The sequence below is a fragment of the Vibrio navarrensis genome (genome assembly GCF_000764325.1).
Lineage (GTDB): Bacteria > Pseudomonadota > Gammaproteobacteria > Enterobacterales > Vibrionaceae > Vibrio > Vibrio navarrensis.
This window is the reverse complement of the sequence record NZ_JMCG01000001.1, coordinates 3,127,192-3,149,481: the sequence shown is the minus strand read 5'-3', so window position 1 is coordinate 3,149,481 and position 22,290 is coordinate 3,127,192. Positions and strand designations below refer to the sequence as shown.

At 43.3% G+C, this 22,290-nt stretch carries 18 protein-coding genes and 1 pseudogene; 10 read left to right on the top strand and 9 right to left on the bottom strand.

Annotated elements, in window-relative coordinates; translation table 11 throughout:
• Window positions 1-171: 171 nt before the first annotated feature.
• Complete coding sequence (locus EA26_RS13945; protein ID WP_020432846.1) at window positions 172-411, bottom strand: LexA family protein; 240 nt, start codon at window positions 409-411, stop codon at window positions 172-174.
• A gap of 73 nt (window positions 412-484) precedes the next feature.
• On the opposite strand from EA26_RS13945, the gene EA26_RS13940 reads away from it, so the two are divergent.
• From EA26_RS13940 to EA26_RS20550, 4 genes are all read left to right on the top strand, one after another.
• Complete coding sequence (locus tag EA26_RS13940; RefSeq protein WP_039428535.1) at window positions 485-1,609, top strand: IS630 family transposase; 1,125 nt, start codon at window positions 485-487, stop codon at window positions 1,607-1,609.
• A gap of 2,702 nt (window positions 1,610-4,311) precedes the next feature.
• Window positions 4,312-4,677 carry a mCpol domain-containing protein gene (locus tag EA26_RS13915; RefSeq protein ID WP_052079772.1) on the top strand — a complete coding sequence of 122 codons (366 nt, stop codon included), beginning with the start codon at window positions 4,312-4,314 and terminating at the stop codon, window positions 4,675-4,677.
• A 118-nt stretch (window positions 4,678-4,795) separates the two neighbouring features.
• The gene (locus EA26_RS13910; protein WP_420719015.1) at window positions 4,796-5,284 is read left to right on the top strand and encodes a Cap15 family cyclic dinucleotide receptor domain-containing protein; all 489 of its coding nucleotides are present in this window, start codon (window positions 4,796-4,798) and stop codon (window positions 5,282-5,284) included.
• A 198-nt stretch (window positions 5,285-5,482) separates the two neighbouring features.
• Window positions 5,483-5,680, top strand: coding sequence for a DUF1289 domain-containing protein (locus EA26_RS20550; protein ID WP_081947082.1), 198 nt, complete (start codon window positions 5,483-5,485; stop codon window positions 5,678-5,680).
• A 195-nt stretch (window positions 5,681-5,875) separates the two neighbouring features.
• Here the strand turns inward: EA26_RS20550 and EA26_RS21435 are convergent, their stop codons facing one another.
• On the bottom strand, window positions 5,876-6,238 hold the full coding sequence (locus EA26_RS21435) for a hypothetical protein (RefSeq protein ID WP_039428522.1): 363 nt from the start codon (window positions 6,236-6,238) through the stop codon (window positions 5,876-5,878).
• A 288-nt stretch (window positions 6,239-6,526) separates the two neighbouring features.
• On the opposite strand from EA26_RS21435, the gene EA26_RS13895 reads away from it, so the two are divergent.
• The 3 genes from EA26_RS13895 (at window position 6,527) to EA26_RS20535 (ending at window position 8,980) form a co-directional block, all read left to right on the top strand.
• Window positions 6,527-7,654, top strand: a complete 1,128-nt coding sequence (locus tag EA26_RS13895; RefSeq protein WP_039426512.1) for an ISAs1 family transposase — start codon at window positions 6,527-6,529, stop codon at window positions 7,652-7,654.
• A 117-nt stretch (window positions 7,655-7,771) separates the two neighbouring features.
• Entirely contained in the window at window positions 7,772-8,485 is a 714-nt protein-coding gene (locus tag EA26_RS13890) for a Fic family protein (RefSeq protein WP_172465333.1), read from the top strand.
• Between the two features lie 204 nt (window positions 8,486-8,689).
• Window positions 8,690-8,980, top strand: a complete 291-nt coding sequence (locus tag EA26_RS20535) for a YkgJ family cysteine cluster protein (protein WP_080569473.1) — start codon at window positions 8,690-8,692, stop codon at window positions 8,978-8,980.
• Window positions 8,981-10,994: 2,014 nt separating this feature from the next.
• Here EA26_RS20535 and EA26_RS13875 read toward each other — a convergent pair.
• The 3 genes from EA26_RS13875 to EA26_RS13865 form a co-directional block, all read right to left on the bottom strand.
• A complete protein-coding gene (locus EA26_RS13875; protein ID WP_039428516.1) occupies window positions 10,995-11,294 on the bottom strand; it encodes a type II toxin-antitoxin system RelE/ParE family toxin in 300 nt (99 codons plus the stop codon).
• An 8-nt stretch (window positions 11,295-11,302) separates the two neighbouring features.
• A complete protein-coding gene (locus EA26_RS13870) occupies window positions 11,303-11,545 on the bottom strand; it encodes a type II toxin-antitoxin system Phd/YefM family antitoxin (protein ID WP_039428513.1) in 243 nt (80 codons plus the stop codon).
• A 1,679-nt stretch (window positions 11,546-13,224) separates the two neighbouring features.
• Window positions 13,225-14,352 carry an ISAs1 family transposase gene (locus tag EA26_RS13865; RefSeq protein WP_039426512.1) on the bottom strand — a complete coding sequence of 376 codons (1,128 nt, stop codon included), beginning with the start codon at window positions 14,350-14,352 and terminating at the stop codon, window positions 13,225-13,227.
• A gap of 132 nt (window positions 14,353-14,484) precedes the next feature.
• Here EA26_RS13865 and EA26_RS13860 point away from each other — a divergent pair, with 132 nt between their 5' ends.
• Complete coding sequence (locus tag EA26_RS13860; protein ID WP_039428510.1) at window positions 14,485-15,219, top strand: hypothetical protein; 735 nt, start codon at window positions 14,485-14,487, stop codon at window positions 15,217-15,219.
• 108 nt (window positions 15,220-15,327) lie between these two features.
• Here EA26_RS13860 and tnpC read toward each other — a convergent pair whose 3' ends face one another.
• Genes tnpC through tnpA form a run of 3 tightly spaced genes read right to left on the bottom strand, consistent with a single transcriptional unit; the run spans window position 15,328 to window position 17,590 of the window.
• Window positions 15,328-16,860: an IS66 family transposase gene (gene tnpC / locus EA26_RS13855; protein ID WP_039424673.1), complete on the bottom strand. Its 1,533-nt coding sequence runs from the start codon at window positions 16,858-16,860 to the stop codon at window positions 15,328-15,330.
• A 59-nt stretch (window positions 16,861-16,919) separates the two neighbouring features.
• Window positions 16,920-17,273, bottom strand: a complete 354-nt coding sequence (gene tnpB, locus EA26_RS13850; RefSeq protein WP_039423669.1) for an IS66 family insertion sequence element accessory protein TnpB — start codon at window positions 17,271-17,273, stop codon at window positions 16,920-16,922.
• Window positions 17,270-17,590 (bottom strand): IS66 family insertion sequence element accessory protein TnpA, encoded by a 321-nt coding sequence (gene tnpA / locus EA26_RS13845; protein ID WP_039423672.1) that lies wholly within the window; start codon window positions 17,588-17,590, stop codon window positions 17,270-17,272. Before tnpA ends, tnpB begins: the two co-directional genes overlap by 4 nt.
• A gap of 476 nt (window positions 17,591-18,066) precedes the next feature.
• Here tnpA and ltrA point away from each other — a divergent pair, with 476 nt between their 5' ends.
• Window positions 18,067-19,554, top strand: a complete 1,488-nt coding sequence (gene ltrA / locus EA26_RS13840; protein ID WP_052079615.1) for a group II intron reverse transcriptase/maturase — start codon at window positions 18,067-18,069, stop codon at window positions 19,552-19,554.
• A gap of 27 nt (window positions 19,555-19,581) precedes the next feature.
• Window positions 19,582-20,655 (top strand): annotated as a pseudogene (locus EA26_RS13835) (peptidase domain-containing ABC transporter); the annotation flags it as partial.
• A gap of 127 nt (window positions 20,656-20,782) precedes the next feature.
• Here the strand turns inward: EA26_RS13835 and EA26_RS13830 are convergent.
• The gene (locus EA26_RS13830) at window positions 20,783-22,222 is read right to left on the bottom strand and encodes a sucrose-specific PTS transporter subunit IIBC (protein ID WP_039428509.1); all 1,440 of its coding nucleotides are present in this window, start codon (window positions 22,220-22,222) and stop codon (window positions 20,783-20,785) included.
• Window positions 22,223-22,290 lie beyond the last annotated feature (68 nt).

Genomic DNA, 22,290 nt, shown 5'->3' with positions numbered 1-22,290 from the left:
AATTGATAGTCAGCGATTTGAAAAAGAAAAAGTTAGCCGTTTGCAGACAGTTAGGAATACATTTATCCACCAACACCCATCACTCTATGTCTTTACATTTAATGAATTAGTAGAGTTAATCCTTATCTCTGTTGATCTAGTACCGTTTCCATTTAATTCTGATCGATTGAGCTACCAATCCAATGGTAGCTCTTTTACATCAATAGCCACCTTGATACTTCGGCTGACACCAGCTTCTTTCGTTATCAATCCACGCTCTTCAAGCTTCAATAACATCTGATGAACACTTGGTGGTGATACCTCAAAGTAATCTTGTAGATCTGCATGAGCTGGCGCTCGTCCATTCACTTTGGTGTAGTAGTAAATATAGGCCAGATACTGCCCTTGTTTCTTGGTGTATTTCCCAGACATTTTCCCATCTTAGATCGACATTTTTACCGGAGTATGAGCAATTGTTGGTTTTAAGAATGAAGCCTATCATGCCATGAATATCTCCTACCGTGTTGAACTAACTTGTGAAGAAATTGCTGAACTTAACGAACTCACCAGTAAAGGGAAGCACAACGCCAGAAAGCTAAAACGTGCCCAAATCCTTTTACTGGCAAATCACAGGCAACATACAGACGCTGAAATATGTCAGCTCTTAAACACCAGTACTTCAACGGTCTATAGAACCAAACGCGGTTTTGTTGAAGAAGGCCTGCAATCTGCCCTGGAAGAAGGAAAACGTCGTGGGCAGCCGAAGGCATTAAGCTCAAGCGAGGAAGCCACGCTTATCACTATCGCCTGTACCAAGCCACCTGAAGGGGTCGCTCGCTGGACGCTTTCTTTAATTGCAGACAGGCTGATTGCTTTGACGGACTTAGAAAGTATTTCTCTGGAAACAATCCGCTCACGACTTAAGGAAAATCAACTCAAACCATGGCAGAAGAAAATGTGGTGCATTGGTCAACTCAATGCGGACTTCATTGCACAGATGGAAGAAGTTTTGGAGTTGTATGCTCAACCTGCCAACCCCAAAGAGCCGGTCATTAACTTCGATGAGGCCATGAAGCAGATGGTTTCCCATACAAGAGAGCCTATTTCAGCTAAACCTGGACAACCAGAACGCATCGATTATGAATATCGCAGGGAAGCGGTAGCGAATATCTTCCTGATGTATGACCGACATAATGGTTGGCGACATGCGAAAGCAACAAAAACCAAAAAGTTCGAAGACTTTGCTTGGTGCATGAAAGAGTTAGTTGATGAACATTACCCGGATGCAGAGCAAATTCATGTTGTATTAGACAATTTTACCACTCACAAGGCTGGCGCACTTTATCACACGTTCCCTGCGGGAGAGGCTCGTCGAATATTAAGGAAAATCACTTTCCACTATACTCCCCCTCATGCCAGTTGGCTCAACATGGTGGAGATTGAGATCGGCGTTATGAATCAGCAATGCCTTAATCGACGTATCGGGAGTTGGGAGGAATTACATCGGGAACTTAAAGCTTGGGAGACTATGCGCAATACAGAGAAAGCATCCATTGAATGGTTGTTTGATGTAGACAAAGCCCGGAATAAACTTCACCGGGCTTATGATGAACTAACCATTCAAAACTAAATGGAAAGGGTACTAGTTGGTTTCTTAGTCAACGAAAGTGAGCGTCTAGCTATCGATGGGTATAAACAATCTCAAATAAAGGGGTTGGTGGACGAGTTGAGTACGCAACTAACAAGCTGTTTAAGAGGGATTCGCAATGCGTGGCATTTTTAGCATGCGGCGGTTTTCGTGATTAAGTTGGTGTGCGGTAACTTTGGCAGTGCATTGCTCACCCCTTAGCAGGGCGTTAGCTTAAAACAATTAAAATCAATTGGTTGTGGTCTTTTCTTTCCAGGGAAAAATCATGAACATGCCCGTGTTTAAAGGGTTTGCAGCATTCTGATAAAGAATTCGAAAGTGAAAAATCCGGATAGATTGAATAGTTTGAATCGAGTTGATTTTCATGGTTGATTAAAATCAATGAGTTACAATTTTTGGCTATTTATCTAATAGGCTCGTTGTGAAGTTTTTGACCAGCTTTGAGCCCTTATGTAGCAAGGATGTTCATGATTTTTCCCTGCTTTTCTTTCTTCCTTTGGCCATTCGTTCAGGTTTCTCGGCAAATCAGCATTGGTTGTCAAAGCGAGTTTTGGGTTGTTGCCTCAATTGAATTTTGGGATTGCACGAGGTTAGCCAATTTGATGCAAAGTTGCTTTGGCAGGTTTAGCTTTCGCTTTGAGTTTTGCGAAAACGTGTTTTCAAAACTTACTGGTTTTTAAAGCAAATGAACGGCCACAAAGTTTGAGCCATTTCGGGTTTTAAAACTCAGGTGGTTTGTTGCTTTTCCAAATTGGGTTAGTCTCGGGTTTGGTCAATCTAAGGTGCTGAAATTTAAGCTAACAAACTGCTTAAGCGGGATTCGCAATGCGTGGCATTTTTAGCATGCGGTGGGTTTTGTGATTAGATTGGTGTGCTGTAACTTTTGTAGTGCATTGCTCACCCCTTAGCAGGGCGTTATGTTTAATCACGTCAAATCAGTTGGTTGTATCTTTTCTTTGCTCCCTCGGCTTGTAGGTTTTGCGCTTGTCGGCAAGTTGGCTTCGTTTGGCGCTGGAAATTCAGAGAGTTGCCTCAGTCAATTCTCGGGTAAGCGCGAGGTTAGGGTGGTTGGCTCAATCAGAAAATTGATCTTAGGTTTTGGGCTTGAACAGTCGAAATTTGAAGTTGTTTTTCAAATCTATGAGTCATTTCAGTTTTTTAGGTCTTGGCTTTTGTTTGTGAGTCAACGCTGAGTTAATCTTGGTTTTTGTAAAACGTAAGCCCTTGAAGCTTAAACATAACAAACGCTTTAAGACGGATTCGCAACGCGTGGCATTTGTGGTTTGCGGTAAACTTAGTGATTTAGGTGGTGTGCGGTAACATCGTATTGCGTTGCTCACCACTTAAGCGGGCGTTATGCTTAATCTCATAAAATCAATCGGTTGTGGCCTTTTCTCTGTTCCTTCAGCCATTCGATCTTGTTTGTCGGCAATTGGTTAAGGCGGTCGCTGTTTCAATTAAATTGATGCTGTAAATGTCGAGCGGTTGCCTCATTTTAGTTTTGAGCAGGTTCGTGTTGAGTGTCTTTTTCTCAAAGTCGCTTTGAGTGATTTGGCTCCTTGGCTTATCAGCCAAAAGCGTATCGGCAATTTACTATTGTTTTGCGCTGCCTAATGAAAAGGCAATTTCGTTGGCTCTGCTGGTTCAGCGTTGTTGCCTTAGTCGAGTTTTACGCCAATTTGCTGTGGGTTTGGTTGGTCAGGATTTTATTGAAAGGGCACTTTGTTCTTTTGATCGTAGTGAATTTAGCGTGGTTTTTATTCAAATCATGGTTTCGATCAGGTTAACGGATTTTGGTGCTTGGGTTGGTTTGAAAGTCTGAGTTATTCTAATGGTTACTTAAACCTAAGTGTTTGAAGTTTAAGCATAACAAACGGTTCAAGAGGGACAGCCAACGCGCGGCATTTTTACCATGCGTTGGTTTTGGTGGTTACGGTGTTATGCGGAAGCTTGGTAGTGGCGTTGTCTGCCCCTTAACCGGGCGTTATGCTTAATCTCACAAAATCAATCGGTTGTGGCCTTTTCTTTGTTCCTTCGGCCATTCGTTCGTGTTTGTCGGCAATTGAATAATGCTGTCGCGGTTTCATGTAAATTGATGCTGTGAATTCCGAGTGCTTGCCTCATTTTAGTTTCGAGCTGGTTCGTGTTGAGTTTCTTTTTCTCAAAGTCGCTTTGAGTGATTTGGTTCCTTGGCTTATCGGCCAAAAGCGCATCGGCAATTTGCTATTGTTTTGCGCTGCCTAATGAAAAGGCAATTTGGCTGGCGCATGTGGTTCAGCGTTGTTGCCTCATTCGAGTTTTACGCCAATTTGCTGTGAGCTTGGTTGGTCAGATTTTCATTGAAAGGGCACTTTGTTATCTTGAGCGAAGTGAATTTAACTCAGTTTTTGTTCAAATCATGGTTTCGATCAGGTTAACGAGTTTTGGTGCTTGGGTTGGTTTGAAAGTCTGAGTTATTCTAATGATGGCTTAAAGCTAAGTGTTTGAAGTTTAAGCATAACAAACGGTTCAAGAGGGACAGCCAACGCGTGGCATTTTTATTATGCGTTGGTTTTTGTGGTTACGGTGTTATGCGTTAAGTTGGTAGTAGCGTTGCCTGCCCCTTAACCGGGCGTTAGGCAAAAGAGAATGCGTTTAGCTGCTTATAGAGTATAATGGCAGGATGCAGTAAACAGTGAAGAATTATGATCTACATAACAATTGATGGCGATGATATCGGACAAATGATTACATCATCGTATTTGAAAAATGACATAGACGAACTCTCTCGAATCAATCACTTAGTGAACAATAAGACAAATTTAATCGCTGATTTTTTGAGAAAGCAAGGTTTCAGTATCATATTTTGCGCCGCTGATGGCGTTGCCGGGTATATTGAGTCAGATGAAATAAATGAAATGTTAATCTTTCAATCAATCAAGGATATAGCAAACCCCGAGTTGACTTTTTCTGCTGGTCTTGGGTCTACATTACAAGAGTCATACATAGCTCTTATATCAGCTAAGAGTAATGGTAAACGCTGTTTACATAAGTTTTCTGATTTGAATTAATATGTTTAGGATTGTAAATTTCAAGTTCCTTTTTAGAATTGTTGCAGTATTAACAACTATTTTGAGCTTAACCACATATGACCTCATTAGTAGCCATTTCGATAATAGCTTAACTATTATGAGTATTTCTGGTGGTATAGCCATTCTTCTAATACTGATCATCACGTCTAACTTTACAGCCCGACCAATATGGAAAATATTAAAGTTTTTCATCCCTTCATTGTACCCAGACTTAAACGGTACTTGGGAAGGGGAGATTACAACTGAAAATAAACAGGTAATCCCAGTAAGGGTATTGATTAAACAATCACTACTTGAGACCCAAATTAATATACATACAGAGACTTCAAAGTCTTTAACTCTTGAAAGTACACCAATAGTAGAGGGTGGAGAACCTAAGCTATATTATATGTATCGCTCTTTGCCTAAAGATCCTAATTGGAGTTCATACTTAGGAACAACGATATTTGACGTTAGGAAAGTTGAAGAAAATAAAAAATCTAAGTTTGAGCTTTCTGGTTACTATTACACTGACCGTAAAACGGTCGGCAGAATTAGATTTCGCCAAATTGGAAAAGATACTGAAAAGGATGTGTCTTTCTATTGAGTTAGATTTTGCCTAACAAACTGTTTAAGAGTGATTCGCAACGCGTGGCATTTTTACTATGCGTTGGTTTTAGTGTTTAAGGTGGTATGCGGCGGCTTAGGTATTGCGTTGCTCACCCCTTAACAGGGCGTTATGTGTAAGGCCAAATTCCAATAACTTTTTCTATCACAAGATATTGTTTATAAAGGGATATTAACTATGGTTAACGTAAATGAAACCGAAAGTGAAGATCCTAAATCACCTTGTAATAGGCATTGCAGTCTAGATGAAAATGACATTTGTTTAGGATGTTTCAGAACACTCAATGACATACTCAAATGGCAATCATCAACGACAGCAGAAAGGATTGAAATTCTATCATTATGCCAAAAAAGAAAAGAGCACTATTCGAGGTAGAGCTTTTCATTATTCAAAATGTGGTCGGTAATTATTTTAGTGATTATGTGAAAGTCCAATTGAAACAAACACATAACAAACGGTTCAAGAGGGACAACCAACGCGTGGCATTTTTACTACGCGTTGTTTTTGTGGTTGCGGTGTTATGCGGAAAGTTGGTAGTAGCGTTGGTTGCCCCTTAACCGGGCGTTATATTTATTTGACCTCTAGACCATTTTTATCGTGTACTTTTACGCCTTTTCTGTGTGCGGAAAAGTCTTCTAGAACAAAGGTGACTTCTCGTAAATCTGAAAACTCAATAGTATATCGTTGCTTTCCGGAGTTACTGAGCTGAGTCGGAACCAATTTTGAAATTGTACCGCTTGCTCTACGTTTTTTAACGGGATCACTAATCGCAACTTTGCATCCGTTTTGAGCTGAGATATAGCTTTCCTGATTTGGGGTCAGAATATAACCATAAGCTTTCAATGTACGTAGAGATTCATCGAGATCTTTTTTAAATCCTAAACCATTATTCGCCTGTTTTTTGTAACGCATACTTAAAGTAACTAATGACATAATCGGGTCTCGAGTAACTGTTGTGTTAAATTAATCACCTATTGATTCTGGATTCTATAACAAGTTCGAGTGTCGTACTATAAATATAACAAGGCGTTTAAGTGGGATTCATGCCGCGTAGCATTTTTGGTTTGCAGTGAGTTTGGGTGGTAAAGGTGGTCTTCGGAAACTTGGTTTAGGCGGCATTCACCCCCAGGGCAAGATCATGAACATTTCTTGTACAACGCAAGGTTAAATTTGACCTGAAGCACGGTCTGTGATCTTATGCTCTTCTTTTGGGGAGCGACCATGAATATTAATACCATCAAAGCGCATTTCAGTATCATCCGTGACAAACGACAAAGTGCAAAAGTTGATTATCCTCTGTTTGATATTTTGTTTGGGTCTATCTGTGCCGTGATAGCCGGAGGTCAAGGCTGGACTGACATTCGTGAATATGTTCTTGGCCACCATGAGTGGTTTCTTAAACAGGGACTGTTTGAAAACGGTGTGCCTGTCGACGATACCTTTGCTCGTTTGATTGCAAATATTGATCCTGCCGAGTTTCGCGACTGCTTCCTGGGTTGGATGAATGCGGTACATACCATGACGTTTGGTGAGGTGGTTGCCATTGATGGCAAGACTTTGCGCGGCTCCTACGATAGAGACGACAGGAAAAGCACCATCCATATGGTGAGCGCCTATGCAAGTGCCAACCAACTGGTATTGGGCCAACTCAAAACTGACGATAAGAGCAATGAAATTACCGCGATTCCAGAGCTTATTAAGATGCTCGACTTGCGAGGAGCTATCGTGACGATTGATGCGATGGCCTGCCAGACCAAGATTGCCAAGGCGATCACTAGCAAGGGCGGTGATTACTTGTTGGCAGTAAAGGGGAATCAAGGCAAGTTGTCGGCAGCCATACAGACAGCCTTCGCCCCACACCGCCGTGCCCCGATTGACAAAACCACTTATCAAATCGAGAAACAAAAAGGCCGCGTTGAAGCACGTACTTGCCATGTACTCAAGGCTAGTGAGTTAGAGGGTGACTTCTCAACGTGGAGCGGACTCGCCAGTATTGTCATGGTTGAAAATTACCGAGTTGCCAAAGGTAAAGCGCCAAAGCTGGAGTACCGCTACTACATAAGTTCAGCAGACCTGACCGCGGAGCAGGCAGGAAATGCCATTCGAGCCCACTGGGGCATAGAGTCAATGCACTGGATTTTAGATGTGAGCATGCGAGAAGATGCTTGTCAGATTTACCGACAAAACGCGGCTGAAAATTTGGCAGGTTTAAGACACATGGCGCTTAACATGCTAAGAGCTGAGCCAAGCAAAATTAGTGTGCCAATGAAGCAGAAACGTTGCATGATGAACCCCGGCTTCTTGGAGCAAGTCTTAGTCGCTGGATTTAAGTCAATGACTAAATTCTAACCACTCATGCGGACGCCCTGCATTCACCCCTTAACGCGGCGTTAGCCGACTTCTAGCACCTTACTCATCAGTAAGTGTATACTTAGCCGAGTTTTACTTACATTGAAGAATATCACTATGACAGCATTAACAGATAACATGTGGAATATGAAACCCAATATACCGTTGGCCAAACAACTTGCCAAAAGAGATGTACCGGCTTTGGTTTATGACGCTGTTAACCTCGAAGGTGTTGCAATGACTTTACCTGAGGTGCAAACCATTCTAGATGGGATCACCGTAGGTGGTCATCGAATTAGTGATCAAAATATGGCAATGAACCAAGCTCGAGCATGGGAGTTTATTTTTGGCTTGGTTGATCAAGGTGAGTTCCAATTTAATAAAGAAACCGCCTTAAAAATCCACAATATCGCAGGCAAAGAAGAAGCGTTAGAGTGGGGTAAATTTCGCTCTGGTTACGTTTCTATCACGGGGTCAGAGTATGAGCCTCCGGCTCCAGATGAGTTGGACGAAAAATGGCTTGAAGTTGAGAGTCAGGTGAATAGCGAATCTGATGTTTACGATCAAGCAATTACTGCATTTTTACAAATGGCACGCGCTCAATTTTTTTGGGATGTTAACAAACGTACAGGTCGGTTCATGATGAACGGTATTTTGTTAGCTAACGGTTTCCCTATCATTAATGTGCAAGCCAAGCGTCAACAAGAGTTTAATACGCTCATGCTCGACTTCTATTCTTCTAATGATATGACAGCAATGAATAAGTTTTTACGTAGTTGTTTGGATGAAAAAATCATTCGTAATTTCAAGCTAGATCTGAAAATCGGCTAACAAACGCTTCAAGAGGGACAGCCAACGCGTGGCATTTTTATTATGCGTTGGTTTTTGTGGTTACAGTGTTATGCGGAAGCTTGGTAGTGGCGTTGGCTGCCCCTTAAGCGGGCGTTATGGCTATCAAGTTTAGTTCATCATTAATGTCGGTAAATTGGTTTAAATTGGAGTACTATTCTGCGATTAAACTCGCTGAAGAACTCGATGACAATCCCAATTAAAAATGTATCAAATCCGGAAATATCGTGCTCAAACTGCCATGCTTGTTGCTGCCGTTTAGAGGTTATGATCATTACCGATACAGGTGTACCAGAGCAGCATATTGCATTCGATGAATGGGGTGGAGAAACGATGCTGCGTTTGTCAGATGGTTGGTGTTCAGCTCTAGATCGTGAAACGTTCATGTGCACAATTTACGAAAATCGCCCTTGGATTTGTCGAGAATTCGAAATGGGCTCTTACGAATGTCGAGATGAACGGATAGACCTTTCTTAAGGTTTTACCAATAAATCAGTGAGTTGTTAGCCATAACAAACGGTTCAAGAGGGACAGCCAACGCGCGGCATTTTTATTATGCGTTGGTTTTTGTGGTTACGGTGTTATGCGGAAGCTTGGTAATGGCGTTGGCTGCCCCTTAACCGGACGTTAGCTTAAAACATTAAAAATCAATTGTTTGCTGCTTGTTATTTCTTCCTTCGGCAATTCGTTTAGGTTTTCGGCAAACCAGCATTGTTTGCCAACGCAAGTCTTGAGCAGTTGCCTCAATTGAGTTTTGGGAATGCGCGAGGTTAGTCAGTTTGGCGCAAAGTCGCTTTGGCAGTTTTGCTTTCGCTTTGAAGAGTTTTCCGAAAATGAGTTCTCAAAATTTACTGGTTTCAAAGCAAGTGAACGGTTACAAAGTTTGAGTCATTCCGGGTTTTAAAGCTCAAGTGGTTTGCCAGTTTTCTAAATCAAGTTAATCTCAGGTTTGATCAATCTAAGATGCTGAAATTTAAGCTAACAAACTGCTTAAGAGGGATTCGCAATGCGTGGCATTTTCAGCATGCGGTGGGTTTTGTGATTAAGGCGGTGTGCGGCAGCTTTTGCAGTGCATTGCTCACCCCTTAGCAGGGCGTTAGCTTAAAACATTAAAAATCAATTGGTTGTGGTCTTTTCTTTCTTCCTTGGCCATTCGTTCAGGTTTTTCGGCAAATCAGCATTGTTTATCAATGCGAGTTTTGAGTAGTTGCCTCAATTGAGTTTTGGGACTGCACGAGGTTAGCAAGTTTGCCGCAAAGTCGCTTTGGAAGTTTTGCTTTCGCTTTGAGTTTTCCGAAAGTGATTTATCAAAATTTACTGGTTTAAAAGCAAGTGAACGGTTACAAAGTTTGAGTCATTCCGAGTTTTAAAGCTCAAGTGGTTTGCCAGTTTTCTAAATCAAGTTAATCTCAGGTTTGATCAATCTAAGGTGCTGAAATTTAAGCTAACAAACTGCTTAAGCGGGATTCACAATGCGTGGCATTTTCAGCATGCGGTGAGTTTTGTGATTAAAGTTGTGTGCGGTAGCTTTCGCAGTGCATTGCTCACCCCTTAGCAGGGCGTTAGCTTAAAACATTGAAAATCAATTGGTTGTGGTCTTTTCTTTCTTCCCTTGGCCATTCGTTCAGATTTTTCGGCAAATCAACATTGTTTGTCAACGTGAGTTTCGAGCAGTTGCCTCAGTTGAGTTTTGGGATTGCGCGAGGTTAGCAAATTTGGCTCAAAGTCGCTTTGGCAATTTTGCTTTCGCTTTGAGTTCTCCGAAGATGAATTTTCAAAATTTGCTGGTTTCAAAGCAAATGAACGGTTACAAAGTTTGAGTCATTCCGGGTTTTAAAGCTCAAGTGGTTTGCCAGTTTTCTAAATCAAGTTAATCTCAGGTTTGATCAATCTAAGATGCTGAAATTTAAGCTAACAAACTGCTTAAGAGGGATTCGCAATGCGTGGCATTTTCAGCATGCGGTGGGTTTCGTGATTAAGTCGGTGTGCGGTAGCTTTAGCAGTGCATTGCTCACCCCTTAGCAGGGCGTTAGCTTAAAATAATGAAAATCAATTGTTTGCAGCCTGTTTTTCTTCCCTTGGCAGTTCGTTCAGGTTATTTCGGCAAATCAGCATTGTTTGCCAACGTGAATTTTGAGTTGTTGTCTCAATTGGGTTTTGGGGCTACACGAGGTTAGCCAGTTTGGCGCAAAGTCGCTTTGGAAGTTTTGCGTTCGCTCTGAGTTTTCCGAAAATGATTTATCAAAAATTTCGGGTTTTCAAACTTAAGTGGTTTGCCAGTTTCCTAAATCAGGTTAATCTCAGGTTTGGTAAATCTAAGACGTTGAAATTTAAGCTAACAAACTGCTTAAGAGAGATTCGCAATGCGTGGCATTTTCAGTATGCGGTGGGTTTTGTGATTAAGGCGGTGTGCGGTAGCATTCGTAGCGCATTGCTCACCCCTTAGCAGGGCGTTAGCTTACCAGTCGAAAGTATCGCCCATAATTGTTTATTATTTCAGGTGATTTTGCGGTAACTGAGATTGCCCCAATACAGCTACGATTAAGATGAAATTCTCTTCCTTTGTGAAGTAAGCAGTGTGTTTTCCAATCGGAAAGTAAAAGCCGTTACTATATATTTCATGGCAGCTTCGTCCTAAATCAGGATTATCAGCGAGCATTTGAAAGCCAGAAAGTAGTGTTTCTTTATAACGTTGCCACTGTAATTCGGAAAAATTGTTGATGGTATAATTTTTTACTTTACGTAAATGAGTTTGAGCCAAACTACTCAGTTTATATTGTTTATTGTGCATATTGTTTGTTATAGCTCATTCAAAAAATCTTTACCATCAACGACATTGCCTTTTGCCAAGTCATCTTTAGCCACGTTGAAACAATGTTTAAGATATTCTGTTTTCATCATTTCAAGCTCTTCGTAGTCATGTATAGACATCACGACAACAGCATCTTTGCTGTTTTTACTGATCTTAATTGGTTGGCGTTGAGCATTAAGAAGCAATTCACCAAAATTTCGTTTAGCGTCATTTGCTGTTAATGTATACATGGTTATTCTCCACAGTCTTTAGTCTAATTGGAGTATAGCTCATCACACGAAGCGGTCAATATAATTAAATCGCACGAAATGTGTGAAAAGGTAAGCTAACAAAGCATTTAAGAGGGACAGCCAACGCGTGGCATTTTTATTATGCGTTAGTTTTTGTGATTACGCTGTTATGCGGTGAGTTGGTAGTAGCGTTGGCTGCCCCTTAATGCGGCGTTAGTACTGGGTTGGCATCAAAGGTTAAAAGTTTCTGTGTTTATTGGTTTCTTTTCCTAACTATACACCTGATCAAATGTGCCTTTCACGTTCGCTCCGGTGGCACTAGATGCGAAGTTTTCGCTTTGATTTCACCTTTTACGGTTTCTAATTTTTGGGTTATTTCTTTGGTGTGGCTTCTTTGGTGTTGGGAGATGTTTGGCAAAAACGGCGTTTCTTTGGCGTTGTTGTCAAAGTCTGAAGACCGAATCCTTTGCTAATTTGAAAACGGTGAAAAAGGGAAGTTTGGCACGTTTTTCTTCTAGCCAACTTTCATCTTGAGGTCGGTTTTTAGATTGTCAGTTGCCCGTTAGGCTTCTGTGTTTTTAACCACAAGTTTCGTGCTATATTTCAGTATCTTGGCGTGTGCCAAAGGCTTTGCGGGCAGCGTACTAACAAGCTGCTTAAGAGGGATTCACAACGCGTGGCATTTTTACTATGCGTTGATTTTAGTGATTAAGGGGCATGCGGCGGCATCGGTATTGCGTTGTTCACCCCTTAGCAGAGCGTTAGCTTAAAACATTTAAAATCAATTGTTTGTGGCTTTTTCTTTTTTCCTTTAGCAATTCGTTCAGGTTTCTCGGCAAATCAGCATTGTTTGCCAACGCAAGTTTTGAGCCGTTGCCTCAATTGAATTTTGGGATCGCACGAGGTTAGCCAGTTTGGCGTAAAGTCGCTTTGGAAGTTTTGCTTTCGCTTTGAGTTTTCCGAAAATGATTTATCAAAATTTTCGAGTTTTCAAATCGCATGAAAGGCCACAAAGTTTGAGTCAATTCGGGTTTTAAATCTCAGGTGGTTTGTTGGTTTTCCAAATCGGGTTAATCTCAGTTTTGGCAAATCTAAGGTGCTGAAATTTAAGCTAACAAACTGCTTAAGCGGGATTCGCAATGCGTGGCATTTTCAGCATGCGGTGGGCTTTGTGATTAAAGCGGCGTGCGGTAGCTTTTGCAGTGCATTGCTCACCCCTTAGCAGGGCGTTAGCTTAAAACACATAAAATCAATTGGTTGTGGCTTTTTCTTTCTTCCTTTAGCAATTCGTTCAGGTTTCTCGGCAAATCAGCATTGTTTGCCAACGCAAGTTTTGAGCAGTTGCCTCAATGGAGTTTTAGGATTGCGCGAGGTTAGCAAGCTTGGCGCAAAGTCGCTTTGGAAGTTTTGCTTTCGCTTTGAGTTCTCCGAAGATGAATTCTCAAAATTTACTGGTTTCAAAGCAAATGAACGGCTACAAAGTTTGAGCCAATTCGGGTTTTAAAACTCAAGTGGTTTGTTGGTTTTCCAAATCTGTTTATCTCAGGTTTGGTAAATCTAAGGTACTGAAATTTAAGCTAACAAACTGCTTAAGTGGGATTCGCAATGCGTGGCATTTTTGGCATGCGGTGAGTTTTGTGATTAAGGCGGTGTGCGGTACAGGGCGTCCGCATGAGTGGTTAGAATTTAGTCATTGACTTAAATCCAGCGACTAAGACTTGCTCCAAGAAGCCGGGGTTCATCATGCAACGTTTCTGCTTCATTGGCACACTAATTTTGCTTGGCTCAGCTCTTAGCATGTTAAGCGCCATGTGTCTTAAACCTGCCAAATTTTCAGCCGCGTTTTGTCGGTAAATCTGACAAGCATCTTCTCGCATGCTCACATCTAAAATCCAGTGCATTGACTCTATGCCCCAGTGGGCTCGAATGGCATTTCCTGCCTGCTCCGCGGTCAGGTCTGCTGAACTTATGTAGTAGCGGTACTCCAGCTTTGGCGCTTTACCTTTGGCAACTCGGTAATTTTCAACCATGACAATACTGGCGAGTCCGCTCCACGTTGAGAAGTCACCCTCTAACTCACTAGCCTTGAGTACATGGCAAGTACGTGCTTCAACGCGGCCTTTTTGTTTCTCGATTTGATAAGTGGTTTTGTCAATCGGGGCACGGCGGTGTGGGGCGAAGGCTGTCTGTATGGCTGCCGACAACTTGCCTTGATTCCCCTTTACTGCCAACAAGTAATCACCGCCCTTGCTAGTGATCGCCTTGGCAATCTTGGTCTGGCAGGCCATCGCATCAATCGTCACGATAGCTCCTCGCAAGTCGAGCATCTTAATAAGCTCTGGAATCGCGGTAATTTCATTGCTCTTATCGTCAGTTTTGAGTTGGCCCAATACCAGTTGGTTGGCACTTGCATAGGCGCTCACCATATGGATGGTGCTTTTCCTGTCGTCTCTATCGTAGGAGCCGCGCAAAGTCTTGCCATCAATGGCAACCACCTCACCAAACGTCATGGTATGTACCGCATTCATCCAACCCAGGAAGCAGTCGCGAAACTCGGCAGGATCAATATTTGCAATCAAACGAGCAAAGGTATCGTCGACAGGCACACCGTTTTCAAACAGTCCCTGTTTAAGAAACCACTCATGGTGGCCAAGAACATATTCACGAATGTCAGTCCAGCCTTGACCTCCGGCTATCACGGCACAGATAGACCCAAACAAAATATCAAACAGAGGATAATCAACTTTTGCACTTTGTCGTTTGTCACGGATGATACTGAAATGCGCTTTGATGGTATTAATATTCATGGTCGCTCCCCAAAAGAAGAGCATAAGATCACAGACCGTGCTTCAGGTCAAATTTAACCTTGCGTTGTACAAGAAATGTTCATGATCTTGCCCTGGCGTTAGCTATTTTTCGGATTTAGCGAGAAATTTCAAATGGAATGGATTAAAAAAGAAACAACAGTTATAGATAAATTGTGTTCCAACAATCAATTGCTCGCAAATACAATTGATACTGCTTTATGGTCAGCATTTTCAAAAATTGATGAACATGCATACGGCCAAGATATTCTTCTTGCAAAGGAAGTGTTAAGAGGTGAGTTAGGTTTAGACCATGACCAAAAACCCGGAGATATAGATCTCTTAATCATCCCTATTGTAGGAGATACCCCTTTACTGCACAAAACTGTAGCGGTTGAAGCCAAAGTAGTTAGACCTACAGTTCGTAAACCAAGTAAGAATGCATCATCAATGGGTGTTACGCAAACCAAAGGGTTATTAAGAGACGGATTTCCTTATACAAGTCTTTTACATGTGGTAATTCCTGAATCACTGCCATCGGAAATGCATTGGTCTATACCGCTTAAATCGATGGAACTTGATGACAATGGCGACCTAAAGGATACAGGCGAGGTTATCAAACACGATCCATTTCCTCTTATTAGTGCAGGTAGGCAAAAAGGTCGTATTGTTGCCACCGATTTACCAGACGAAGCATCATATAGGGTACTAGGTCTGTCTCTAAGTAACGGAGATATATCGGGCGTTACGCAAGGAGATTTGCGTATGGGCAAAGTTAACCCACGTGTATCAGAAACATTGCTGGCTAATATTCACAAGTTTTTAGTCTCAAACCCAGATAGATTTGAGCGTATCAAGTGGTTTGAATAAAATAGCTAACAAACAATTTAAGAGTGATTCAGCACGCGTGGCATTTTTACTATGCGTTAGTTTTAGTGATTAAGGGTATCCGCCCCATGAACCCACGGGGCGATATTGTTAGTGTTTGAAGTTCCAAGGCAGGAGTGCATCGATATCTGGTTCTGCTTTCGCTAACTCCTGCATGCACTTGACTATGTAGTCGTAAAGGATAAGGCCGTTGGCTTTCGCTGTCTCGACGATACTGTAAAGCATCGCGCTCGCTTCCGCTCCATTGGGATTGGTCGAGAAGAGCCAGTTCTTTCTCCCAATAACCAGCGGTTTTATTGCGCGTTCAGCACGGTTATTGTCTATCGATAAGTGACCGTCATCGATATAGCGAATGAGCTTCGGCCACTGACCGAGCGTGTATTTTATCGCTTTACCCAGCGGGCTAGACTCAAGCACTTTCTGAGTTGTCATCCATTCATAAAGCTCATCCAGTATCGGCTTAGCATGCTCTTGGCGCTCTGCTTTCCGTTTTTCGGCACTGGCACCTTTTAAGCGGGATTCTATCCCATAGAGTTTCTGGATTTTGGCCAGCGCTTTATCCGCTTTGCCTGACTTACCTTTGCCTTGAAGCTTTTTCGCGTCCATGAACTTGCGCCGAGCATGCGCAAAGCAACCGACATTGGTGACTCGATGAAGCCCATCATAAACACCATAGCCATCGGTTTGCAGATACCCATCATAGTCGCCCAAGAAGGCAACAGGGCACGACCTCGCGCGACTGTTTTGATAGTCATACAAGACGATATTTTTTACATTGGGCAGTGCGGCATCTGGCGAGTCCGCGCCCGAGCAGTAGAGCCACATGTAACACTGTTTATCTTCTTTGAGGACATTGAGCGGCGTTTCATCCGCCTGAATCACCATTTGCTCAAGTAGGTGCGCTTTCAAGGCCGCATAAAGTGGAGCGAACTTCTCACTGACTTGGATAATCCACCTTGCCATGGTGGTGCGCGAGAGTTCGATACCCGACTGGGTAAACAACGACTCTTGTCGATAAAGTGGCATCGCGTATTGGTATTTGCCGAGGATGATATTGGCCAACAAGCTTTCTGTAGCGAAGCTTTTAGGGATAATACTTTGCGGCGCTGGCTTTTGAACGATGCGGCTGTTGTCCTGAGTTTGCTCGCATTGGCGGCAAGCATATTTAGGACGAACATATTCCAACACTTTGAGTACCGCTGGCGTGAACTCAAGTTTCTCGCTACGGTCTTCACCGATTTTATGCAGGTGATGTTGGCAGCAAGTGCACTGCTTTTCATCGTCGTCTAAATCAAGTTCGATAACCTCACGAGGCAAGCTCTTTGGCAGGGGCTGACGTTTGCCGCGTTTCTTCATTGTGGTGGTCGTTGTGACAACATCAACCTCTTCTTCCTTAGCAGCTTCACACTCCGCTTCGTTGAAGAGGTCACCTTGGGATTCATTGTAAGGCTTTAACGCCTCTGAGCGTTTAGCGAACTGACGGTCGAAGGCAAGCTTGAGCTGTTCAAGTAGGGATTGACGCTCTTGTTGCCACTCATTTTTCTCCGACATCAGCACTTTCACCATCGCTTGTAGCTCGGCAACATCTTGGCTTTCTGGGTTGATATTTAGCGTCTTTTTCATGGCGTTGATTATACTAAAATCATGACGTTAACGCTTGGTGGATAAGACTTTATTATCGCTTAAGTCATTGTAAAATCGTTTATTTCAATGGGTTTATGGCCGATAATCGTGAAGCCAGAAAGCAGTCTATCAAGCTCGAATTGAGTTAGGGTAAACACCTCATTTTGCTCTTTGGAAGGCCACTTGTACTTGGCTTTTTCGAGGCGCTTGTACCAAAGAGCGAAGCCTGTTTTATCCCAGTACAACACTTTGACTTTATCGCGCTGTTTGTTGGTGAATAGGAACAGCGCACCACTGCCCAAGGGTAAGTCGGTGTCACTTTCGATAATCGCCGCGAGGCCGTTGATGGACTTTCTAAAATCGACGCTTTCGCGATAGAGATAGATTTCGGGAGCACTGAGCATACGTTTCATGACAGCGCACCGATAAGCTCTGCGAGATAGGTCGCTGGCGTGCCTTGTGGGATGCTCAGTTCAACATCATTGACGAGCAGGGTCATATTGGCAACGGCAACGTGAGTGGCTTGATACTTTGTGGTCTTTTCAACGACTTCTGTTTTAACAAAGCCAACCGTGTTCGGTTTTTCGCAGTGCTTTAACTGTTGGCGCTTAGCGTAAAAAGTGGAGAGACTCAGTCCGTTACGTTCACAGAATAATCGTTGTGATAACTGGCTGGATTCATAGTGTTCGAACAGGGTTCGCCATTCTTGGTTAGTGCGTCGTTTGGCCATTTCAAATCTCCTTTGGGTTGGAGGTTTGATCTTATTATTCGGGCTAGACGATTAGAATGCGGGGTTTATGATGCGCTTAGAACGCTAGGCAAAGCTGGCGAATAAATAATGGGTGGAAGTCCCATCTCAGTAAGGACTAACCATCCGCTGGGTCCTCGAGCTATGCGCTGAGTGTGGGTAACTGCATTAGTGAAGTGTTAGTAGAGGCATCTGTAGGCTAAGTATTGAGCCACGAAATTCAGTTTGGAAGTGGAGATGTTGTTAAGCGAAGCAGAATCCAATAGTGACAAGAGCGTAATTTGGTGAGTTCTTGGGCACACTTCCCGGGGTCGGAGACCTTATGCATACAGAGAAATTTATACGCCGGAACCTAGGAGATCCTATACAGTCCCGGTAAGTATCAACCGGGCATAATTATTGAACCCTCTCAGGCAAGATAAATATGGTATAGGAAGTCGGACAGGATAATAGTACTGATGAAACAGACGAACAAAACTCGTAAAACAGACGCGGAGTCTGCGGAGGGAAGTATCCTGACCAAGGGGAATGGTCAACAGTCTAACCACGGCCAGACACAGAGCTGGATCCCCGTGATGTCAAAGTTGGTGGCCATACGCAAACTCGCAGCTCAAAATAAGACACTGAAGTTTAACAACCTTCTTCATCTTATAACGGAAGAATTGCTCATGGAGTGCTTTTACACTCTCAAGCGTGATTCTGCCGCAGGGATCGATGGGGTAACATGGGATAAATATCAATTATTCTCAAAACAGCTCATCAAGCAGCTATGTGAAGATATTCAATCAGGACGATATAAGCCAAAACCTGCCAGAAGAATTTATATCCCTAAACAAGACGGTAGTCAGCGACCGCTGAATATCCTATGCATTAGGGACAAAATTGTTCAACAAGCAGTCAGTAAAGTTCTAGAATCGATCTATGAGAGCGACTTTATGGGCTTTTCATATGGTTTTCGACCAGAGCGGAATCAGCATCAAGCTCTTGATGCACTGTATGTTGCTCTCAACCGGAGAAAGATAAACTGGGTGCTTGATTTAGATATAACCAAGTTCTTTGATACTGTAGAACATGATTGGTTGATCCAGTTCTTAGAGCACAGAGTCGCAGATAAACCATTGCTCAAAATTATTACCAAATGGTTAAAAGTAGGGTACGTTGATGAACATAACCAGCGAGTTAAATCGCTCCTCGGGACTCCTCAAGGATCGGTGATCTCACCATTGTTGGCAAATGTTTATCTTCATTATACTTTTGATCTTTGGCTGAACCGAGAACGGCATCGAAGTGCAACTGGCGATGTCATCATGGTTAGGTACGCTGACGATGCTGTTATCGGTTTTCAGCATAAAAATGATGCAAATGCGTGTTTAGAGGGGTTGAAAAGACGCCTCTCTCAATTTGGCTTATCCGTTCATCCGGACAAAACCAAGTTGATACATTTTGGACGATTCGCTTTTGAAGACTTTAAAAGAGGGAAAGTTCAAAGACCAGGAACCTTTGATTTCCTTGGATTCACACATTACTGTGACCTGACTAAGAGCCAAAAGGCCATAATGATCAAGCGGAAGACAATCAAAAAGCGACTTATCAGTAAGATAAAATGGGTCAGACAGGAGCTAAAGAAAAGGCTTCACTTACCGCCGTGGAAGGTTGGAAAGTGGCTGAATCAGATTATTCGAGGGCACATCAACTATTATGGTGTCCCAATGAATGGTAGCTCCCTAAATCTGTTTATTACAGAGATCACTAATGCATGGCTAAAGCAACTGCGAAGGCGTAGCCAGCGTCATAAAATGACATGGTCACGTTTTAGGAAATTAGTTGATTACTGGATCCCCAAAGCAAGAATTGTCCACCCTTATCCTGAGCAGCGATTTGACGTTAGACCCAAGGTAGGAGCCGTATGCGTTAGTAGCGCACGTACGGATCTGTGCGGGGGGTAGCGGGTGACCGCTATTCCTACCGCGACCGTTTTAGTTATAGGTACGCTGTCAGTTATGTTGGTTTACAACCCTCAATTGTCACTGATTGCAATTGCAGCTGCGCTCGGTTATGTCGCTCTCAGGTTTGCATGGTTTGGCGCTTTTAAACGAGCAGAAGAAAATACTTGGGAGGCTAGCACCCAAGAAGAAAGCTACTTTATAGAGACAGTTCGTGGCGTATTGAGCTTAAGAGTTAACGGGACGTTACCTTGGCGAGAATCATCTTGGCGAAACCTTAACATTAATCGAAGGAACGCACAGTTACACGAGCAAAAGCTTGGAATGATATACAACATAATGAATGTGACCCTTGTTAGCCTCGTGTCTGCGACAGTTCTCTGGTTTGGTGCAAATTTGGTGCTTGATGGACTTTTTACAATTGGCATGCTCATGGCTTTCCTTTCTTATCAAGGTCGATTTTCTGCCAGCATTAGCTCACTAATCAACAAGTACTTCGAGTTTAAGATGTTATCTGTGTATAACGAGCGTTTAGCGGATATTGTCTTAACTGAAAAAGAAACGGACAGCGTCCCTGATGCTGTGGGGCTGCCTATTATAACTAACTACCAGGGCGATAATGTTATCGAGTTTGACAACGTTTACTTCTCTTATGGAAAAGATCAACCCCCTATTCTGAATGGTGCAAGCTTTAGTGTTAGAAGTAATGAGATTGTTGCTTTAGTCGGAGCATCAGGTTGCGGTAAATCAACAATTTCTAAACTTCTATTGGGTATATATTCAGTCACATCGGGTAGCATTCATTATTTTGGTAGTAAATCAATAGTCTCTAAATCACTTAGAACTCAAGTTGGAGCAGTATTGCAAGAGGACCAACTGTTTAGTGGTTCGATTATCGAGAATATTACGTTCTTCGCTGGCGATTTGGATGAAGAGTGGCTTATTGAGTGTGCTCGTAGGGCGGGTGTTCACGATGATATAGAGCGCCTAAATATGGGGTATCACACTCTGATTGGTGAAATGGGATCGAGTCTATCAGGAGGCCAAAAACAAAGAATTCTCATTGCGCGAGCTTTATATAAAAAACCTAAGTTTCTGGTGTTATCCTAACCAGAGAAATTGCTTTTGACTTTGCTAAACGGACGCAAAAATTGCTTTGTCAGACGTTTTAGGTAGAAAAAAGCCCACTCGATGGAGTGGGCAAAAGCGTAATCGCATTTTAGGGGGTGTATTACGCCGTAGCGCGAACGCCTTGTTTGGCTTTTTCGCGCATGCCAAGCATGACGGTTAAGCCGAAAGCAACAGCAAAAGAGATCACCATGCCCACCACGTAGTAGCCGATCTTCTCTGGGTTAATTGAGATGACGCCTGGCAAGCCTGCCGCGCCTAGCGCCTGAGCTTTAACGTTAAACAGGGTGATAAAGGCACTGGAAGCCGCCGCGCCGATGATCGCAGCGATAAATGGGTAGCGCAGTTTTAAGTTCACACCGAACATTGCTGGCTCAGTAATACCCAGTAGCGCCGTGATACCCGAAGGCAGCGCAATGCCTTTCAGCTTGGTCTCTTTGGTGGTGAAGCCGACGGCTAAAGCCGCTGCACCCTGCGCCACGTTTGACATCGCCGCGATTGGGAAAATAAAGGTGCCGCCCGTAGTCGCGATGTCGGCTAAAAGCTGAGTTTCAATCGCGATAAAGCTGTGGTGCATGCCGGTGATCACAAATGGCGCGTAGATAAAGCCAAACAGTGCGCCGCCGATAAAGCCGGCCGAATCGTACAGCCAGTTCAAGCCGTCGCCCAACATAAAGCCAACATCACGAGTGATCGGACCTACCAGCGTGAAGGTAAGAAAACCAGTGATGAAAATTGCCAACATCGGAGTGAGCAAGTTATCAAGAACCGATGGCACCACTTTACGCAGACCAAGCTCTACTTTCGCCAAGATGAACGCCGACACCAGCACAGGAAGCACCGAGCCTTGATAGCCTACTTTTTGGATTTCCAGACCGAGAATATTCCACGTCGGCACCGTACCGGAAACCGTCGCGCTACCAAAACCCCAGCCGTTGAGTAAGTCTGGATGAACCATCAACATACCAAGTGCCGCGCCAAGGAATGGGTTGCCACCAAACTTGCGAGAAGCAGAAAATGCCAATAAAACAGGGAGATAAACGAAAGGTGCATTGGCAAAAGTGTTGATCATACTGGCGAGATCAGCAAGGCCCGGATTGGCATCAATCAAAGATTGCCCATCAATAAACAGCCCCTTGGCGGTTAGCACGTTAAACAGACCCATCAACAGGCCGCCCGCGACAATCGCCGGAATGATAGGGACAAAAATATCCGACAAACCTTTGACCGCACGCTGCACAATGTTCTGCTTTTCTGCGCCAGCGCTGGCGACGTCGTTGGTCGACATCTCTGCCATACCAGTGAGTTTCGCCATTTCGGCATACACTTGGTTGACGATGCCAGAACCAAAAATAATCTGGTACTGACCAGCGACCTTAAACTGGCCCTTTACCCCGTCTAGAGAATCAATCGCACTCTCATTGATCAGCGCTTCATCTTTGACTGCTAAGCGCAGACGTGTTGCACAATGCGCTAATGCCTGAATGTTGGCTTTACCGCCCAAATGTTCTAAAAGTTGTTTTGCTATGACTGGATAGTCCATAACTCACCCCGATTGTTGTTTCGTTTCAGTATAGTGGTTGACTGCGATTTTGTTTTCATTTTTTGGGA

Excerpts from the sequence above, each read along its gene's own strand:
- EA26_RS13830 (WP_039428509.1), bottom strand. The coding sequence starts at position 22,222 with ATGGACTATCCAGTCATAGCAAAACAACTTTTAGAACATTTGGGCGGT.
- EA26_RS13940 (WP_039428535.1), top strand. The coding sequence starts at position 485 with ATGAATATCTCCTACCGTGTTGAACTAACTTGTGAAGAAATTGCTGAA.
- EA26_RS13945 (WP_020432846.1), bottom strand. The coding sequence starts at position 411 with ATGTCTGGGAAATACACCAAGAAACAAGGGCAGTATCTGGCCTATATT.
- EA26_RS13890 (WP_172465333.1), top strand. The coding sequence starts at position 7,772 with ATGACAGCATTAACAGATAACATGTGGAATATGAAACCCAATATACCG.
- ltrA (WP_052079615.1), top strand. The coding sequence starts at position 18,067 with ATGAAACAGACGAACAAAACTCGTAAAACAGACGCGGAGTCTGCGGAG.
- EA26_RS13895 (WP_039426512.1), top strand. The coding sequence starts at position 6,527 with ATGAATATTAATACCATCAAAGCGCATTTCAGTATCATCCGTGACAAA.
- EA26_RS21435 (WP_039428522.1), bottom strand. The coding sequence starts at position 6,238 with ATGTCATTAGTTACTTTAAGTATGCGTTACAAAAAACAGGCGAATAAT.
- EA26_RS13910 (WP_420719015.1), top strand. The coding sequence starts at position 4,796 with ATGAGTATTTCTGGTGGTATAGCCATTCTTCTAATACTGATCATCACG.
- EA26_RS20535 (WP_080569473.1), top strand. The coding sequence starts at position 8,690 with ATGACAATCCCAATTAAAAATGTATCAAATCCGGAAATATCGTGCTCA.
- tnpB (WP_039423669.1), bottom strand. The coding sequence starts at position 17,273 with ATGAAACGTATGCTCAGTGCTCCCGAAATCTATCTCTATCGCGAAAGC.
- EA26_RS20550 (WP_081947082.1), top strand. The coding sequence starts at position 5,483 with ATGGTTAACGTAAATGAAACCGAAAGTGAAGATCCTAAATCACCTTGT.
- EA26_RS13915 (WP_052079772.1), top strand. The coding sequence starts at position 4,312 with ATGATCTACATAACAATTGATGGCGATGATATCGGACAAATGATTACA.
- EA26_RS13865 (WP_039426512.1), bottom strand. The coding sequence starts at position 14,352 with ATGAATATTAATACCATCAAAGCGCATTTCAGTATCATCCGTGACAAA.
- tnpA (WP_039423672.1), bottom strand. The coding sequence starts at position 17,590 with ATGGCCAAACGACGCACTAACCAAGAATGGCGAACCCTGTTCGAACAC.
- tnpC (WP_039424673.1), bottom strand. The coding sequence starts at position 16,860 with ATGAAAAAGACGCTAAATATCAACCCAGAAAGCCAAGATGTTGCCGAG.
- EA26_RS13860 (WP_039428510.1), top strand. The coding sequence starts at position 14,485 with ATGGAATGGATTAAAAAAGAAACAACAGTTATAGATAAATTGTGTTCC.
- EA26_RS13870 (WP_039428513.1), bottom strand. The coding sequence starts at position 11,545 with ATGTATACATTAACAGCAAATGACGCTAAACGAAATTTTGGTGAATTG.
- EA26_RS13875 (WP_039428516.1), bottom strand. The coding sequence starts at position 11,294 with ATGCACAATAAACAATATAAACTGAGTAGTTTGGCTCAAACTCATTTA.